This is a genomic window from Mycobacterium sp. OAE908, from assembly GCF_017872775.1.
Lineage (GTDB): Bacteria > Actinomycetota > Actinomycetes > Mycobacteriales > Mycobacteriaceae > Mycobacterium.
This window is the reverse complement of sequence record NZ_JAGGJL010000001.1, coordinates 4,623,205-4,638,858: the sequence shown is the minus strand read 5'-3', so window position 1 is coordinate 4,638,858 and position 15,654 is coordinate 4,623,205. Positions and strand designations below refer to the sequence as shown.

19 protein-coding genes are annotated in these 15,654 nt (G+C 65.9%); 2 read left to right on the top strand and 17 right to left on the bottom strand.

Going from position 1 to position 15,654, the window contains the following annotated elements; translation table 11 throughout:
- Position 1: 1 nt before the first annotated feature.
- The 16 genes from J3E61_RS22955 to J3E61_RS22880 form a co-directional block, all read right to left on the bottom strand.
- Positions 2-430 (bottom strand): ester cyclase, encoded by a 429-nt coding sequence (locus tag J3E61_RS22955; protein ID WP_210085098.1) that lies wholly within the window; start codon positions 428-430, stop codon positions 2-4.
- 11 nt (positions 431-441) lie between these two features.
- Positions 442-1,197: a YebC/PmpR family DNA-binding transcriptional regulator gene (locus J3E61_RS22950; RefSeq protein ID WP_192720801.1), complete on the bottom strand. Its 756-nt coding sequence runs from the start codon at positions 1,195-1,197 to the stop codon at positions 442-444.
- 65 nt (positions 1,198-1,262) lie between these two features.
- The gene (locus J3E61_RS22945) at positions 1,263-1,697 is read right to left on the bottom strand and encodes a hypothetical protein (protein ID WP_210085097.1); all 435 of its coding nucleotides are present in this window, start codon (positions 1,695-1,697) and stop codon (positions 1,263-1,265) included.
- Between the two features lie 65 nt (positions 1,698-1,762).
- The gene (locus J3E61_RS22940) at positions 1,763-2,437 is read right to left on the bottom strand and encodes an SDR family oxidoreductase (protein ID WP_192720803.1); all 675 of its coding nucleotides are present in this window, start codon (positions 2,435-2,437) and stop codon (positions 1,763-1,765) included.
- Positions 2,438-2,480: 43 nt separating this feature from the next.
- Positions 2,481-3,065, bottom strand: coding sequence for a pyridoxal 5'-phosphate synthase glutaminase subunit PdxT (pdxT, locus tag J3E61_RS22935; RefSeq protein WP_210085096.1), 585 nt, complete (start codon positions 3,063-3,065; stop codon positions 2,481-2,483).
- Positions 3,062-3,901: an acyl-CoA thioesterase II gene (gene tesB / locus J3E61_RS22930; protein ID WP_192720805.1), complete on the bottom strand. Its 840-nt coding sequence runs from the start codon at positions 3,899-3,901 to the stop codon at positions 3,062-3,064. The genes pdxT and tesB overlap by 4 nt, the downstream gene beginning before the upstream one ends.
- A 10-nt stretch (positions 3,902-3,911) precedes the next feature.
- The gene (pdxS, locus tag J3E61_RS22925) at positions 3,912-4,829 is read right to left on the bottom strand and encodes a pyridoxal 5'-phosphate synthase lyase subunit PdxS (RefSeq protein ID WP_192720806.1); all 918 of its coding nucleotides are present in this window, start codon (positions 4,827-4,829) and stop codon (positions 3,912-3,914) included.
- A 76-nt stretch (positions 4,830-4,905) separates the two neighbouring features.
- Positions 4,906-5,952 carry an NUDIX domain-containing protein gene (locus tag J3E61_RS22920; protein ID WP_210085095.1) on the bottom strand — a complete coding sequence of 349 codons (1,047 nt, stop codon included), beginning with the start codon at positions 5,950-5,952 and terminating at the stop codon, positions 4,906-4,908.
- Positions 5,949-7,133 (bottom strand): glycosyltransferase, encoded by a 1,185-nt coding sequence (locus J3E61_RS22915; protein WP_192720808.1) that lies wholly within the window; start codon positions 7,131-7,133, stop codon positions 5,949-5,951. Before J3E61_RS22915 ends, J3E61_RS22920 begins: the two co-directional genes overlap by 4 nt.
- Positions 7,133-8,038, bottom strand: coding sequence for a phosphatidylinositol mannoside acyltransferase (locus tag J3E61_RS22910; protein ID WP_210085094.1), 906 nt, complete (start codon positions 8,036-8,038; stop codon positions 7,133-7,135). The genes J3E61_RS22915 and J3E61_RS22910 overlap by 1 nt, the downstream gene beginning before the upstream one ends.
- Positions 8,035-8,685 (bottom strand): CDP-alcohol phosphatidyltransferase family protein, encoded by a 651-nt coding sequence (locus J3E61_RS22905; RefSeq protein ID WP_210085667.1) that lies wholly within the window; start codon positions 8,683-8,685, stop codon positions 8,035-8,037. Before J3E61_RS22905 ends, J3E61_RS22910 begins: the two co-directional genes overlap by 4 nt.
- 14 nt (positions 8,686-8,699) lie before the next feature.
- Positions 8,700-9,257, bottom strand: a complete 558-nt coding sequence (locus J3E61_RS22900; RefSeq protein WP_192720810.1) for an HIT domain-containing protein — start codon at positions 9,255-9,257, stop codon at positions 8,700-8,702.
- Complete coding sequence (locus J3E61_RS22895; protein ID WP_210085093.1) at positions 9,254-11,308, bottom strand: threonine--tRNA ligase; 2,055 nt, start codon at positions 11,306-11,308, stop codon at positions 9,254-9,256. Before J3E61_RS22895 ends, J3E61_RS22900 begins: the two co-directional genes overlap by 4 nt.
- 79 nt (positions 11,309-11,387) lie before the next feature.
- Positions 11,388-11,807 carry a TIGR02611 family protein gene (locus J3E61_RS22890; RefSeq protein WP_210085092.1) on the bottom strand — a complete coding sequence of 140 codons (420 nt, stop codon included), beginning with the start codon at positions 11,805-11,807 and terminating at the stop codon, positions 11,388-11,390.
- Positions 11,804-12,430 (bottom strand): PaaI family thioesterase, encoded by a 627-nt coding sequence (locus J3E61_RS22885; RefSeq protein ID WP_210085091.1) that lies wholly within the window; start codon positions 12,428-12,430, stop codon positions 11,804-11,806. Before J3E61_RS22885 ends, J3E61_RS22890 begins: the two co-directional genes overlap by 4 nt.
- 21 nt (positions 12,431-12,451) lie before the next feature.
- The gene (locus tag J3E61_RS22880; protein ID WP_210085090.1) at positions 12,452-13,324 is read right to left on the bottom strand and encodes an aldo/keto reductase; all 873 of its coding nucleotides are present in this window, start codon (positions 13,322-13,324) and stop codon (positions 12,452-12,454) included.
- 37 nt (positions 13,325-13,361) lie between these two features.
- Between J3E61_RS22880 and J3E61_RS22875 the strand changes: the two genes are divergently transcribed.
- Both J3E61_RS22875 and J3E61_RS22870 read left to right on the top strand, forming a co-directional pair.
- Entirely contained in the window at positions 13,362-13,859 is a 498-nt protein-coding gene (locus J3E61_RS22875) for a DUF1990 family protein (RefSeq protein ID WP_192720815.1), read from the top strand.
- 63 nt (positions 13,860-13,922) lie between these two features.
- Complete coding sequence (locus tag J3E61_RS22870; RefSeq protein ID WP_210085666.1) at positions 13,923-14,630, top strand: GAF and ANTAR domain-containing protein; 708 nt, start codon at positions 13,923-13,925, stop codon at positions 14,628-14,630.
- On the opposite strand, the gene J3E61_RS22865 is transcribed toward J3E61_RS22870, so the two are convergent.
- Positions 14,627-15,496, bottom strand: coding sequence for a L,D-transpeptidase family protein (locus tag J3E61_RS22865; RefSeq protein ID WP_192720816.1), 870 nt, complete (start codon positions 15,494-15,496; stop codon positions 14,627-14,629). The two genes, J3E61_RS22870 and J3E61_RS22865, sit on opposite strands and share 4 nt — an antisense overlap.
- Positions 15,497-15,654 lie beyond the last annotated feature (158 nt).

Here is a 15,654-nt window from a genome sequence, read left to right as displayed (position 1 = left end):
GCTAGACGACGCCGATCTGTTTCATCTGCGCGTAGACGTCGACGACGCCCCAGGTCTCGACGACGCGGCCGTCGGCGATGCGGAACATGAACATCTCGTTGTAGGTGACGGTGTTGCCGGTCGGCGCGACACCCATGAATTCACCTCGGTGCGTACCGGTCACCGTCGTCCTGCCGACGACCTTGTCGCCCTCGCCGATCAAGTCCTCGACGGTGAGGTGGATGTCCGGATAGATGCGCAGCAGCATCGACCAGATCTGCTTGAGCGCCGCGGCCCCGGTCGTGTCTATCGGCAACGGCGTGCGGATCACCGCATCCGGGGCGACGACTTCGTCGATCGTTCTCGCGAGGAAGTCGAAGTCGCACGTGTTGGCTGCCTCATGAAAGCGCCTGAACAGCGCCTTGTTGGCGGCCACCTCGGCTGTCGACATGCTGGTCCGGGCTACTCCTCGTCGAGAGCGGCGGCGACGTCGTCGGGAATGTCGACGTTGGTGTAGACGTCCTGCACGTCGTCGAGATCCTCGAGCGCATCGATCAGCTTGACCACCTTGCGGGCACCTTCCAGGTCCACCGGCACGCTGACCGACGGCTGGAAGCTGGCCTCCGCCGACTCGTAGTCGATGCCCGCGTCCTGCAAGGCGGTGCGAACGGCAACGAGATCACTTGGCTCGCAAATGATTTCGAAGCTGTCGTCGAGATCGTTGACTTCTTCTGCCCCGGCTTCGAGCACTGCGGTCAGTACGTCGTCCTCGGTCAGGCCGTCCTTGGCCAGCGTCACCAGACCCTTGCGGGAGAACAGGTAGGACACAGACCCTGGGTCGGCCATGTTGCCGCCGTTGCGGGTGACCGCGACGCGCACCTCGCCTGCCGCGCGGTTGCGGTTGTCGGTCAGGCACTCGATCAGCACTGCGACGCCATTGGGGCCGTAACCCTCATAAGTGATGCTCTGGTAGTCGGCGCCGCCGGCTTCCTCGCCCGCGCCACGCTTGCGGGCCCGCTCGATGTTGTCGTTGGGCACCGAGTTCTTCTTGGCCTTCTGGATGGCGTCGTACAGCGTGGGGTTGCCGCCGGGATCGCCGCCACCGACGCGCGCCGCCACCTCGATGTTCTTGATCAAGCGGGCGAAGTTCTTGCCGCGACGGGCGTCGATCACAGCCTTCTTGTGCTTGGTGGTGGCCCACTTGGAATGGCCGCTCATGCAGGTACTGCTCTCTTTCTAACGATGCAAAGTCCAATCAACGAGTCTACGTGGAGGTTTATGCCTCACCGAACCGCGGCGGTTGGCGTCAGCGCCACCACCCGGTAGCCGATGCCCGCAGGCCAGCCGAGGTGGCCGCTGACGTGCACCTGAATCCAGGTCGGCGCCCCCGACGGGTCGTCGGTGAACGTGGCCGCGGCGTGAACGATCGCGGCCCTTTCGCCGGACGCCTGCAAGACCGCCGAGGTCGAAAGCGTCGCATCGCCGAGTTCGGCCCTGTCATAACGAAGGCTGTCGGGCAGGAAGAACGCCGTCTGGAAGTTCGGCATCCGGACACCCCGCGGCGCGTGGGGAGCCCGCTGCAGCGTCAACCCGGACACGACCGGCTTGCCGTCGAACCACACCGTGCCGACGTATTCGGTCCTGCGGGCCTCGCCGCCGGCGGGCAGGCGCACCAGCGTGTCGATACGCGGCTGCGGCTCGAGCTCGATCATCGTCATGGGCCTACTTTGCGCGATTTGTGCACGTCTTCACGCGTTGAGCGCGGAAAACCGTGCCCAAGTCGCTAGGACCCGGACAGTTGCGCCTTCACGCCGCGCGTCAGGTCGTCGGCGAGGATCTCCGGCTCGCCTGCGAACAGGCCGTCCAGCGCCTGCTTTGCGACCGCAGAGGGGTCGACCTTCCGATCGTCAGGAGCGTGCGCGGCCATGTCGGTGTCCATGTATCCGACGTGCAGGGAAGCCACATGGACACCGCGGGGCGCGAGTTCCTGCCGCAGTGCATCAGTCATCGCCCAGCCCGCCGCCTTGGCCGCGGAGTACGCACCCAATTCGGGCGCATGGAACCACGACAACACCGAGAGCACGTTGAGGATCGATCCGCCGCCGTTGCTTTCGATGATCGGAGCGAACGCCCTGGTCACGGCGAGGGTGCCGAAGTAGTGGGTCTCCATCTCCAGCCGCACATCATCCAGCGACCCCGTCAGCAGTGATGCGCCGGTCGAGACGCCTGCATTGTTGATCAATACATTGACGTCGCCGGCCACTTCAGCGGCGCGGGCGACGGATTCTGGATCGGTGATGTCGAGTTGCACGGGAATCACACCCGGCACGTCGATCGTCTCGGGCCGACGGGCGGCGGCATATACCTTGGCGCCGCGCTCGACGAGCTGTTCAGCGAACCGCTTGCCCAATCCGCGGTTCGCTCCGGTTACTAATGCGGTGATCTGTTCGGTAGTCATGCTGTATCCAAGCCGCGTTTCGTACCGATTATTCCATAACTCGCTAGAGCATATCGACGAACAGCTTGTGAATGCGACGGTCGCCCGTCATCTCCGGATGAAATGCCGTCGCGAGCATGCGACCCTGCCGCACCGCGACGATGTGATCCGCGGCCCGCCCCAGCACCTGCACTTCGGGGCCGACGCGTTCCACCCACGGCGCACGAATGAACACCGCATGCACGCGGTCGTCTAGCCCCTCGAACGGAAAGTCGCCCTCGAACGAGTCGACTTGGCGACCAAAAGCGTTGCGCCGCACAGTCATATCGATGGCCTTGAGCGGGACGGCCTCGCGCCCCTCGGCACCCGCGTCCAGAATCTCGGTCGCCAGCAGAATCATCCCGGCACAGGAGCCGTAGGCGGGCATGCCTTCGGCCAGCCGCGCCCGCAGTGGCTCGAGCAGTTCGAACTCGCGCAACAGGTGGCTCATCGTGGTGGATTCCCCGCCGGGGATCACCAGCGCGTCGACGGCCTCGAGCTCTCCAAGACGACGCACCGTCGTCGCATCGGCACCCGCCTCACGCAACGCCGCCAGGTGTTCACGGGTGTCGCCCTGCAAGGCGAGCACACCGACGCGCGGCGCGCTCATGGCGTGTAGTCACGCTTGTAGCGGGTCAGACCCTCCTGCATCACCGCCGCCACCATCTCACCGGTCTGCGTGAAGATCTTGCCCTGGGTCAACGACCGGCCACCCGACGACGACGGCGACGACTGGTCATAGAGCAGCCACTCGTCGGCGCGAAAGGGCCGCATGAACCACATGGCGTGGTCCAGCGACGCGACCATCAAATGCTTACGTTCCTCGACGTGGTTCACCTGCGCGGAGCCCAGCAGCGTCAGGTCGCTCATGTACGCCAGTGCGCAGATGTGCAGCACGTAGTCGTCGGGCAGCGGATCGCGGTGCCGGAACCACACCTGCTGCTGCGACGCTTTGCCCGGCAACAGCTTCATCTGATCTCGCGGCACGATGCGGACATCCCATTCGGCGAACTGGGCGAAGCCGGCGTCGTCGAATGCCCCGCCCTTGGAGATGAAGCCGGGCAGATCATCTGGCGGCGGCGCGAACGGCATCGCGTCCTGGTGCTCGATACCGCTCTGGTCGGTCTGAAACGACGCCGACATCGAGAAGATGGTCTCGCCGTGCTGGATCGCGTTCACCCGCCGAGTGACGAACGAGCCGCCGTCACGCAGGCGCTCGACGAGAAAAACCGTCGGCGCCTTGGCATCTCCAGGCCGCAGGAAGTAACCGTGCAGCGAGTGCACCTGGAAGCGTTCGTCGACGGTGCGTACCGCGGATACCAGAGACTGTCCTGCCACGTGGCCACCGAAGGTCCGCTGAAAGTAGCCCGACTCCGGACTGAAGACACTTCCGCGGTAGATGTTTACCTCGAGCTGCTCGAGATTCAGGATCTCTTCGATCGCCATGCAGAGTTGTTTACCAGCCCCGTTCAGCAAGCCTATGCGGGGCTGGCACGTCCTCCACGTTGATGCCGACCATGGCCTCCCCCAGCCCGCGTGACACCTTGGCCAACACGTCGGGGTCGTCGTAGAAAGTCGTTGCCTTCACAATGGCCGCGGCCCGCGCGGCGGGGTCCCCGGACTTGAAGATGCCCGAGCCGACGAACACGCCCTCGGCGCCCAACTGCATCATCATCGCCGCATCGGCGGGTGTGGCAATACCGCCGGCGGTGAACATCGTCACCGGCAGCTTGCCTGCCCGCGCCACTTCCACGACCAGTTCGTAGGGCGCCTGCAATTCCTTTGCCGCGACGTACAACTCGTCTTCGGCCAGCGATGTCAAGCGGCGGATCTCGCCGCCGATCTTGCGCATGTGTGTGGTCGCGTTGGACACGTCACCCGTGCCGGCCTCGCCCTTGGAGCGGATCATCGCCGCGCCCTCGCTGATGCGACGCAGCGCCTCGCCCAGGTTGGTCGCACCGCACACGAACGGCACAGTGAACTTCCACTTGTCGATGTGGTTGGTGTAGTCGGCCGGGGTGAGCACCTCGGACTCGTCGACGTAATCCACGCCGAGGCTCTGCAGAATTTGCGCCTCCACGAAGTGCCCGATGCGGGCCTTGGCCATCACCGGGATCGTGACCGCGGAGATGATGCCCTCGATCATGTCGGGGTCGCTCATCCGCGACACCCCGCCCTGTGCACGGATGTCGGCGGGCACCCGCTCCAGCGCCATCACGGCCACGGCACCTGCGCCCTCAGCGATGCGGGCCTGCTCGGGGGTGACGACGTCCATGATCACGCCGCCCTTGAGCATCTCGGCCATGCCGCGCTTGACCCGAGCCGTCCCGGTCTGGCTGTTGGCCGACCCGTTCGATCCAGCTGCGGTTTCCACTGCTATCTCCTCCAAATCGCTACCGATCCAGTCTAAACGTGGCGGCAAATCCAATGAATCCGCAGCTTCGAACCTCTCAGCGGATGGACTGCAGCTGCCTGCGCGGCACTGCGCCCCGCACGTCCGCCAGCGCGTTCGCCTCCTCGAGAAGCTCACCGAGCTGCAGCGGATAGACGGTTTCACCCTTGGCGACTAGGTCGGCAATCATTGTCGCATCGCACCACCGATGGCCGTGTATATAGGCCCGCTCCAGCCCGGTGCGGCCGGCCGCCGACGGCTCGAAGCGCCGGGTGCGGTGCACGAAGAACATCTCCTCGCTGCGAATGACCGAGCCGTTGAAGTCGATGACGGCCTCGCGCCGCCACACCGGTCCGACCATATCGGCCGGCTCGACGCGCAGCCCGGTCTCCTCCTGGACTTCGCGCGCCGCCGCCTGCGGCAGCGTCTCCCCCTGCTGCGCCGCCCCACCAACGGTGAACCACCACCGCGGCGCTGGGTTTTGCGAGCCGGCCGCTATCGCGGGATCCGATCCGCAGAACAGCAGGACGCAGCCGTCGTCGTCGAGCAGCACGACGCGTGCGGACAGCCGCCGGTTGACCGGCCCCACTTCTCGCGGCGTAGTCTCGGCGCGTTCGGCGATCTCGAAATATGTTGGCAGCGCGGCTGTTCCACCGAGTCGCAGCGCGCGCACCGCGGGCCGCTCGCGCAGCGCGAGGGTGTCGCGGACGGCGTCGTTGTGGAAGCGGCGGGCCAGCAGGACCCGCGCCTCGGCGTCGGCGAGCTCGGCGACCAACGCCACCGGCAGCGCCGCCGGGTCGACGAGTGCCAGCGCCGCGGACAAGTCGTTTTCGGCTGCCTCACGCGCGGCTCGCGGTGCCCGTTCGGCCGCATCGGCCCACGCAGCCAGTCGCTTGCCGTCCGGGCCGGCGCCATAGGCCTCGACTGCGACCGCCCGCGCCACCACCGCGCGCCGGGCCAGCGCGCCGTCGAGGGCCTGCCAGGACAAGTCGTAGCGGACGTGCAGCCGGTCCAGCCGATGCGCGGTCTGATACGCCCACATCCCGACCAGCACCACCACGACGGCCAGCATGGCCAGCACGATGATCACGACCCAGGTGATCACCTAGTCCCCCTGCTCGTCCGCTGCGCTTCGCGCCTGGGCCCGGCGCTTCGGCCCGAGGATCCGGTCGCCTGCACCTTCACTCCTGCTCCGGCAACCGTTTCGTAGACGCGCATGATCTGCCGCTCCACGACTGACCAGTCATAGCGGTGTACCGCCGCGGTCGCCGCGGCCACGTACCGCTCGCGCAGGCCGTCGTCGTCGAGCACCTCGATGAGTCCCGCGGCCAGGCCGGCGGAATCGTCGACAGGCACCAGGCGCCCGGCCTTGCCGTCCACCAGGACGCGACGAAACGCGTCGAGATCGCTGGCCACGACGGCGGTGCCCGCGGCCATCGCCTCGACGAGCACGATGCCGAAGCTCTCGCCGCCGGTGTTCGGTGCGCAGTACACGTCGGCGCTGCGCATCGCTGACGCCTTCTCGGCGTCGTCGACCTGCCCGAGGAAGCGCAGATGCTTGGCCAGTTTCCCAGCGTTTTCGCGCAGTTCATCCTCATCGCCGCGGCCGACGATCAGGATCTCGATGTCACCGAACCGCTTCGCCAGCGTCGGCAACGCACCCAGCAGGACTTCCATGCCCTTACGAGGTTCGTCGAAGCGGCCAAGGAACAGCACCGTCTTGCCCGGCCGCGGATAGCCGTCGAGCACAGGTGCGTGTGCGAATGAGCCCACGTCGACGCCGTTGGGGATTTCGACGGCGTCGCTGCCCAGCGCCTCCATCTGCCATCGGCGCGCCAGATCCGACACCGCGATGCGGCCGACGATCTTCTCGTGCATCGGCCGCAGAATCGGCTCAAACACGCTGAGTGTCAACGACTTTGTGGTCGACGTGTGAAACGTCGCGACGATCGGGCCCTCTGCAATGTTCAGCGCCAGCATGGACAGGCTCGGCGCATTCGGCTCGTGCAGATGCAGCACATCGAACTCACCCTGTACCAGCCACTTCTTCACCATGCGATGGGTGGCGGGGCCGAACCGCAGCCGGGCCACCGAGCCGTTGTAAGGAATCGGCACCGCCTTACCACCGGACACCACGTAGTCCGGCAGCTTCACGTGTGGTGACGACGGCGCCAGCACGCTGACGTCGTGCCCGCGACCGTGCATCACCTCGGCGAGTTGCAGCACGTGCGATTGCACGCCGCCGGGGACGTCGAACGAATACGGGCAGACCATGCCGATGCGCATTACGTCTCCAGTTTCGCGCGGCGCTCGTCTGAGAGATCGGCCAGCCATTGCGGCTGCATCATGTGCCAGTCGGCCGGATGGGCGGCGATGTTGCGGGCGAACCGGTCCGCCAGATTCTGCGTGATGACGCGTACGTCTCCCGACGACGTGTCCAGTGGCTCGCTCGCGCTGAATTCCCACCCGTGTGCGGTGTACCACGAGTGCACCGCCAACAGGTGCGCGCCGGTTTCGATCGCCAGCTTCGCCGACCCGGCAGGCATGCGCGTGGGTTCTCCGAAGAAGTCGACTTGGACCCCGTTGCGGCTGAGGTCGCGGTCGGCCATCAAGCAGACGGCGCGGTTGTCGCGCAGCCGTTCGCAGAGCACCTCAAACGGCGGCCGCTCGCCCCCCGTCAGCGGCAACATCTCGAAACCAAGGCCTTCGCGGTAGGCGATGAACCTGTTGTACAGCGATTCGGGCTTGAGCCGCTCGTTGACGGTGGTGAAGGGGCCGTGCTTCCACACCAGCCATACCCCCGCCATGTCCCAGTTCCCGCTGTGCGGCAGCGCCAGGATCACACCCCGGCCGGAGTCCAGGGCGGCAGCGATGTGCTCCTTGCCCGCCCAGTGCGGGTCGAGCAACTCGCCTTGCTTCTCGAGATCCATCGAGGGCAACCGGAACGCCTCTCGCCAATACCGCGCGTATGACGCCAGCGAAGCACGAATCAGTCCGTCGGGCACCCTGTCCGGCGTAACCCCGATGACGCGCGCCAGGTTCTTACGCAGTTGCTCGGGTCCACCACCTCGGGCCGCGTAGTGCGCGCCCGCATCGAAAGCGTTGCGCGCCAAGAACTCCGGCATCGCGCGCACGACGCGCCAGCCTGCGGCGTAGCCCAGGTCGGAGAGCTGGCCCCCGAATGGGGTCATGGCTCGCCCGTCTCGCCGTTGGCGGGCTCAGACTTCGTGATGGGCTCCATTGCGCCCGGCGAGGTCCGCACACTGTGCATCCGCTGCCCGACGGTCACCAGGCTTGCCACCGCGAGCACCCACATCGCCACATGCAGCAGCCACGGCGCATGCAGGAACCACACCCCGGAAAGCCCGGCGCCGACCAGCACGATGATCAGCCGTTCTGGCCGCTCGATGAGGCCGCCCTCACCGGACAGGCCGCTCGCCTCGGCGCGTGCCTTGATGTAGGAGATGACCTGCGAGGTGACCAGGCAGATCAGCGTCGCGACCACCAGTGACGTGCTGCCGATACCGAACGCCGCCCACCACAGCAGGCCACAGAACACCGCGCCGTCGCCGATCCGGTCGCACGCTGCGTCCAACACGGCACCGAATCGGGTGCCACCGCCGCGCTCGCGCGCCATCGCCCCGTCGAGCATGTCGGCGAGCACGAATATCCAGACCGCGAACGCACCCCACCACAGCTGCCCGATCGGGAACAGCGTCAACGCGCACAGCACCGTTCCGGCGGTGCCGAGAATGGTGATGCTGTCGGGCGTGAAGCCGGCCCGCAGTGCCGCCTTGGCGACCGGCTTGGACAGCTTCTCGTAGGCCGCCCGGGTCATCAGGTAGAAGTTGCTCACGGCAGTTTGGCCCACTCGGTCGCCAGCAGCTCACGGGTCTCACGCAACAACTGCGGCACGATCTTGGAGCCGCCGATGATCGTGATGAAGTTCGCGTCGCCACTCCATCGCGGCACCACGTGCATGTGCAGATGCTCGGCGAGCGACCCGCCCGCCGAGCTGCCTAGGTTCAGCCCCACGTTGAAACCGTGCGGTCGCGACACCGACTTGATCACGCGAATCAGCTTCTGGGTGAACGCCATCAGCTCGGCGCTCTCTTCGGCGGTGAGGTCCTCGAGCTCGGAGACCCGCCGGTACGGGACCACCATCGAATGCCCCGGGTTGTACGGGTAGAGGTTGAGCACGACGTACACCAGCTCGCCGCGCGCGACCATCAGCCCTTCCTCGTCGGGCATCCGCGGGATGTCCGTGAACGGCTCAGTCGACGCCGCCGAGCCACCCTTCATCGGCGCCTCGGCGATGTAGCTCATCCGGTGCGGCGTCCACAAGCGCTGCAAATGGTCGGGCTCACCGACGCCGTGGTCGACGATCGTGCGGTCGTCGGGGTCGTTCACTTCTTCGCGCCCACCTTGAGCAGTTCGGCTGTCGGAGTGGCGTTTTCGCGACCGGCGATCCACTCGACGATCGCGGCGACGGCCTCCTCCCGTGGCACCCCGTTGATCTGGGTGCGGTCGCCGAAGCGGAAACTCACGGCGTTGGCCTCGACGTCACGGTCACCCGCCACGAGCATGAACGGCACCTTCTGATTGGTGTGGTTGACGATCTTCTTCGCCATCCGATCGTCGCTGCCGTCCACCTCGGCCCGGACTCCGTGCATCTTCAGTTGCGTCGCAAGGCCATTGAGATACGGGATGTGGTCGTCGGCGACGGGGATGCCGACCACCTGGACCGGTGCCAGCCACGCCGGGAACGCGCCTGCGTAATGCTCGGTCAGGATGCCGAAGAAGCGCTCGATCGACCCGAACAGCGCGCGGTGGATCATCACTGGCCGCTGCCTGGTGCCGTCGGCCGCGGTGTATTCCAGCTCGAAGCGCTCGGGGAAGTTGAAGTCCAGCTGGATCGTCGACATCTGCCAACTGCGGCCAAGCGCATCCTTCACCTGCACCGAGATCTTCGGGCCGTAGAACGCCGCGCCGCCCGGATCGGGCACCAACTCCAGCCCGGAAGCGGCGCCGACCTCGGCGAGCACGCTGGTGGCTTCCTCCCACATCTCATCGGAGCCGACGAACTTGTCGGGATCCTTCGTCGACAGCTCCAGATAGAAGTCGGTCAGGCCATAGTCACCGAGCAGTTCGAGGATGAAGCGCAACAGGGAAGTCAGCTCGTCGCGCATCTGCTCGCGGGTGCAGTAGATGTGCGAATCGTCCATGGTCAGGCCGCGCACCCTGGTCAGCCCATGCACCACGCCGGACAGTTCGTAGCGGTAGACGGTGCCGAATTCGAAGAGCCGCAACGGAAGTTCGCGATACGAGCGCCCGCGCGACCGGAAGATCAGGCAGTGCATCGGGCAGTTCATCGGCTTGAGGTAGTAATCCTGGCCGGGCTTGCGCACCGAACCGTCCTCGTTGAGCTCGGCGTCGAGATGCATCGGCGGGAACATGCCGTCCGAATACCAATCGAGGTGACCGGAGATCTTGAACAGCTCGGCCTTGGTGATGTGCGGGCTATTGACGAACTGGTATCCGGCCTCGATGTGCTTGCGCCGCGAGTAGTCCTCGAGCTCGCGCCGGATGATGCCGCCCTTGGGATGGAAAACCGCTAGGCCTGAACCGATTTCGTCGGGGAAGCTGAACAGGTCCAGCTCGGCGCCGAGCTTGCGGTGGTCGCGGCGCTGCGCCTCCTCGATGAACTCCAGGTGTTTGTCGAGCGCCTCCTGCGATTCCCACGCGGTGCCGTAGATGCGTTGCAGGCTCGCGTTGTTCTGATCACCGCGCCAGTACGCCGCCGAACTGCGGGTCAGCTTGAACGCCGGAATGTATTTGGTCGTCGGGATGTGCGGCCCGCGGCACAGATCGCCCCATTCCCGTTCCCGGGTGCGGGGATTGAGATTGTCGTAGGCTGTCAGTTCGTCGCCACCGACCTCCATGACTTCCGGGTCGCCGGATTTGTCGTCGACGAGCTCCAACTTGTACGGCTCGTTCGCGAGTTCTTCGCGCGCTTCCTCTTTTGAGGCATACACACGCCGCGAGAACAGCTGGCCTTCCTTCACGATCTGGCGCATCCGCTTCTCCAGCGCCTCGAGGTCCTCGGGCGTGAACGCGCGCGGCGCGTCGAAGTCGTAGTAGAACCCGTCGGTGATCGGCGGCCCGATGCCGAGCTTGGCCTCGGGGAACATGTCCTGCACGGCCTGCGCGAGCACGTGTGCGGTCGAGTGCCTGATCACGGCGCGGCCGTCGTCGGTGTTGGCGGCGACCGGCGTCACCTCGACGTCGGCCTCCGGCGTCCACGACAAGTCGCGCAGCCGGCCGTCGGCCTCCCGCACGACGACGATCGCGTCGTCGGCGCCCCGGCTCGGCAGGCCCGCGTCACGGACCGCTGCCCCTGCGGTAGTCCCGGCAGCGACCCGGATCGGGGCTGCTAGGGCGGAGCTGGCGGGCGCGCTCATCGGGAACTCTCCAAACTGTCGGTGAAACGGGCGGTGTGCGGCTCGGCACTGAACGCGACCATGCTATCGGGGTCGGTCGTCATGCCCCCAGGCCAATCGGGCTCTTCAGCCACTTGGCCTCCGCGCCGAGAAGCCCGGCCGCCCAGCCGAGTGCGCCCAACAGCCACAGGGTGCCCAGTACCACCGCGGCGGTGAAGGCCGCGCCGAGCACCTGCACCCACAGTCCCTGCGCCTTGAACCAGCCCATCACTTTGTCGTAGCGCTCGCGGGTAAACGCCAAGAGCCTTCGCGCCCAATCGAATTCGGTGGCCAGGATCGCCAGCCCGATGAACACGATCGCCCAGCCGGGGCCCGGGTACGGGATCGCCAGGATGCCGACGCCGAGGATCGCAAGGCCGACCACTGCGACGGCGATGCGGTAGCCGAACTCGGTCTTCGGGCGGTCACGCAGCCGGTCGCGCCAGCGCGCCCAGCGCCGTTTGACCTCCGACGGTTTCACGGCTGACCCGGATTGAGCTTCACGAACAGTGCGTTGGCTTCGGCGAGCACGGTATCCCCGTCGAGGATCCGGCCCGAGATGAACATCTTGCGACCGTCGACACCGTCCACACCGGCGTCGACCTGCAGTTCCTTTTCGATCGGCACGATCTTTCGGTAGTCGACGTGCAGGAACGCGGTGCGCTGATACAGGCTCTGAGTAAGCCGGAACGTGGTGTAGCCGAGCAGTGAGTCGAAGAGTTGCGCGATGCATCCGCCGTGCACGGCACCGTTGCGGCCCAGGTGGAAGCGGCGAAAGCACACCGTGCCCGTGACGCGTTCGCCGTCCGTCTTGTGGTAGTCGCCGGGGATGCTCAACAGGCTGCCCCGGTTCGGCAGGTCCATGCGGCGACCGGACGGGGACGACCACTCGTCGGCGTCGTAGGGCGCGAGCAGCGCCGAGGCGGCCTCGATCAGGTCGGCAGCCTGGGTGATCACATCGTCCGGGGCGTCGGCGGCGCGGACGTGGTCCTGCAAGGTGCGGACCGCTTCGACGAACCGGCCGTAGTCGGGTCCGCCGTGGAGCGTGGGCTCGATGGGGCTGAAATCGCCGCCGCGGTGCTCCTCTGCGAATTCGGTGGTCACACCGCCACGGTATTGCCTACTTCAGCCGCTGGCGGAACCGGCTTTGCTCAGGGTGTCGAACTCCTCGTCGGACAGCTCGATCTCGGCGGCCGCGACGTTCTCCTCCAGGTGCGCGACCTTCGACGTCCCGGGAATCGGCAGCATCACTGGCGAGCGCTTCAACAGCCATGCCAGTGCCAGCTGGGACGGGCTGGCGTGGTGGTCGTCGGCAATCCGCTGCAGTGGTCCGCCCGGCGCGGCCAGCGGCCCGGCCGCCAGCGGGAACCACGGGATGAAGCCGATGCCCTTGTCTTCGCATGCCTCGAGCACGGGCTCAGCGGAGCGCACGGTGATGTTGTACATGTTCTGCACCGAGGAGATGGTCGCGGTTTTCTGCGCGGCCTCGAGCTGATCGACATTCACTTCGGACAGGCCGATGTGGCGGATCTTGCCCTCATTCTGAAGGGTGACGAGTTCACCGATCTGATCCTCGGCGGGAAACTTGTTGTCGATCCGGTGCAGCTGGAAAAGATCGATGGTGTCTACCCCGAGCCTCCGCAGGCTCATCTCGCATTCCTGACGCAAGTACGCCGGAAAGCCCAGTGGCGGCCATTCATCGGGCCCGGTCCGCAGCAGGCCGGCTTTCGTCGCGATGACGACCCCGTCGTACGGGTGCAGTGCTTCGCGGATCAGTTCCTCGGAGATGTACGGACCGTACGAGTCGGCGGTGTCGATGAAGTTGACACCTAGGTCGACGGCGCGGCGCAACACGCGAATGCATTCGTCGCGGTCCTCGGGCGGACCCCAGACGCCTTTACCGGTCAGGCGCATCGCGCCGAATCCCAGGCGGTTGACCGGGAGGTCGCCGCCGATGCTGAACGTTCCTGATGCTTGAGCGACGCTTTCAGTAGTCACTTTTCCGACCGTACGCCGGCGATGAAAAGCTGTCCTGGTGAAGCTGAGCGACCTTGCCGCGCTGCCGTTGACGTACTCCGAAGTCGGCGCGACCGCGGGCCACTTGCCCGCCGGCTACCACCACGTGCAGAAGTCGGCGGTGATCGGCAGGGGCAGACCACGCTTCGAGGAGGCAGCCGACAAGGGCATGCGATGGGGCATGCTGCGCGGCGCCGGGCTTCGGGTCGAGGCGACGAGCGACGTCGTCACCGTGGGCGCGGAAGTGATCGTGCATCTGGGCCCGGTGCGCGCGCCATGCCGCGTGGTCTACGTGGTCGACGAAGCTGACCGCCGCGGCTTCGCCTACGGGACGCTGCCCGGGCACGCCGAATCGGGCGAGGAACGGTTCATGGTGCGCTACGACCCGGCTACCGAAGACGTGTACGCGGAAGTCGTGGCATTCTCCCGGCACGGCACATGGTGGAGCAGGCTGGGCGCGCCGGTCACCTCGGTGATTCAGCGGGTGGTCACCGACCGATATCTGCGGGCACTGTGATTTGCCAGGTTAACCGTTAATTAACGCGTAGCCTTATGCCTAGTCATGCAAGATGATCGGATGATGACCGCGAGCGATTCCGCCGGAGTGGAGGCCACCCACCTCCGGATAGCGGAACTCGTACAGCAGCTGTACAGCCGGTCGGACGCGGATTCCGACACCGTGATCGCAGAGTTGGCCGAACACGCGGCCATCGAGATCCCTGGTGCCCAATACGCGGGCGTCACGGTCACCCGCAACGCCAAGCACATCGACACCCCCGCGGCGACGCACAAGTGGCCGATCTTGCTCGACGAGATCCAGCAACGTCACCGCGAAGGCCCGTGCCTGACCGCGGCGTGGGAAGAAAAGACGATCCACGTGGCGGACCTGGAGACCGACGAGCGGTTCCCGATGTACCGCCGAGATGCGTTGGAGCAGACGCCTATTCGCTCGGTCATGGCCTTCCAGATGTTCATCGCCGGCGAAACCATGGGCGCACTGAACATCTACTCCGAAGAGCCCAACGTGTTCGGCCACGTATCGAGGGACATGGGATTGATCTTCGCCGCGCATTCCTCGGTCGCCTGGAACGCGGCACGGCGCGACGAGCAGTTCAAGCGCGCGCTCGCGAGCCGAGACACCATCGGCCAGGCCAAGGGCATGATCATGGAGCGCTACGGCGTCGACGCCGTGCAGGCGTTCGAGGTGTTGCGCAAGCTGTCGCAGGACTCGAATGTGCCGCTGCTGCAAGTCGCTACGGAACTCGTCGCCAACCGGCAGGACAGTTAGCCCGAGACGGCTCGCGGAACTTCAATACTGTTCTCCTGGACAATCACCGGGTCGCCCACGTTGACCGTGTTGAAATACCACTCCGCGTCCTCTGGACTCAGGCTGATGCATCCGTGGCTGACGTTCTCATAGCCCAGTGAGTTGACGGCCCACGGAGCCGAATGGACGAAAAGGCCGCGGTCGGTGATCCGTACGGCGTAATCGACGTCGAGCAGGTATCCGTCGGGGGCGTCGACTGGGATGCCGACGCTGCTCGAATCCATCACAACGTCGCGTTCCTTGGCCAGCACGGTGTAGGTGCCGACAGGCGTCGGATACTCGGGCCGACCCATCGAGGCCGGAAAGACCCCCGGCTCCCCCCAATGGGGTCGGTGATGGGGCGACGGCAATGACGACGGGGGCCCCGCGTCGACACCATCGATGGTCACCTTGAATGTGTGATCGGAGATGTTCGCAACCCCGACGACCGCAGGCCCGGTTGCGAATTCCGTCTTGAAGCCGCCCGCTGAAAGCGCCACCGCACTGTGCGCCGGCCAGCGTCGGTCCGGAACCCATTGCACGACATCGTTGTTGAGCCATTGGAACTTGCCCGTCATCGCGGGCACCGACTTGATGTCGATCGCACGCTCGGCCGCATGCCTGTCGGAGACGGGCTCGCTGAATGTCACCACCACGGGGTGCGCCACACCCACGACCTGGCCCTGCCTCGGCAGCACAGATGCGATGGCGGGCTCGTAGGCCTGATGCACAGCCGCGCCGGCCTTATAGGAGACATCCGCTGCCGTCATGCTGACGCCGGTCGGCCCTGAAGCCGCAATCGCGTTGAGCCCGATCGCTGCGACTACACACAGAACAACCCCACGCATGGCTTCCGATTCCTTTGAAATTACAACGGTGTCAATTTGATCGTAGGTGTCGCGGTGACTTCGATCTATAAGTGCGCCTTCGCAATTCGATCAAGGATTCATCACGGTTCGGCCACGTCGCGCTAAGGGCAGCCGATTACCGCAGTGCCGCTTGTTGA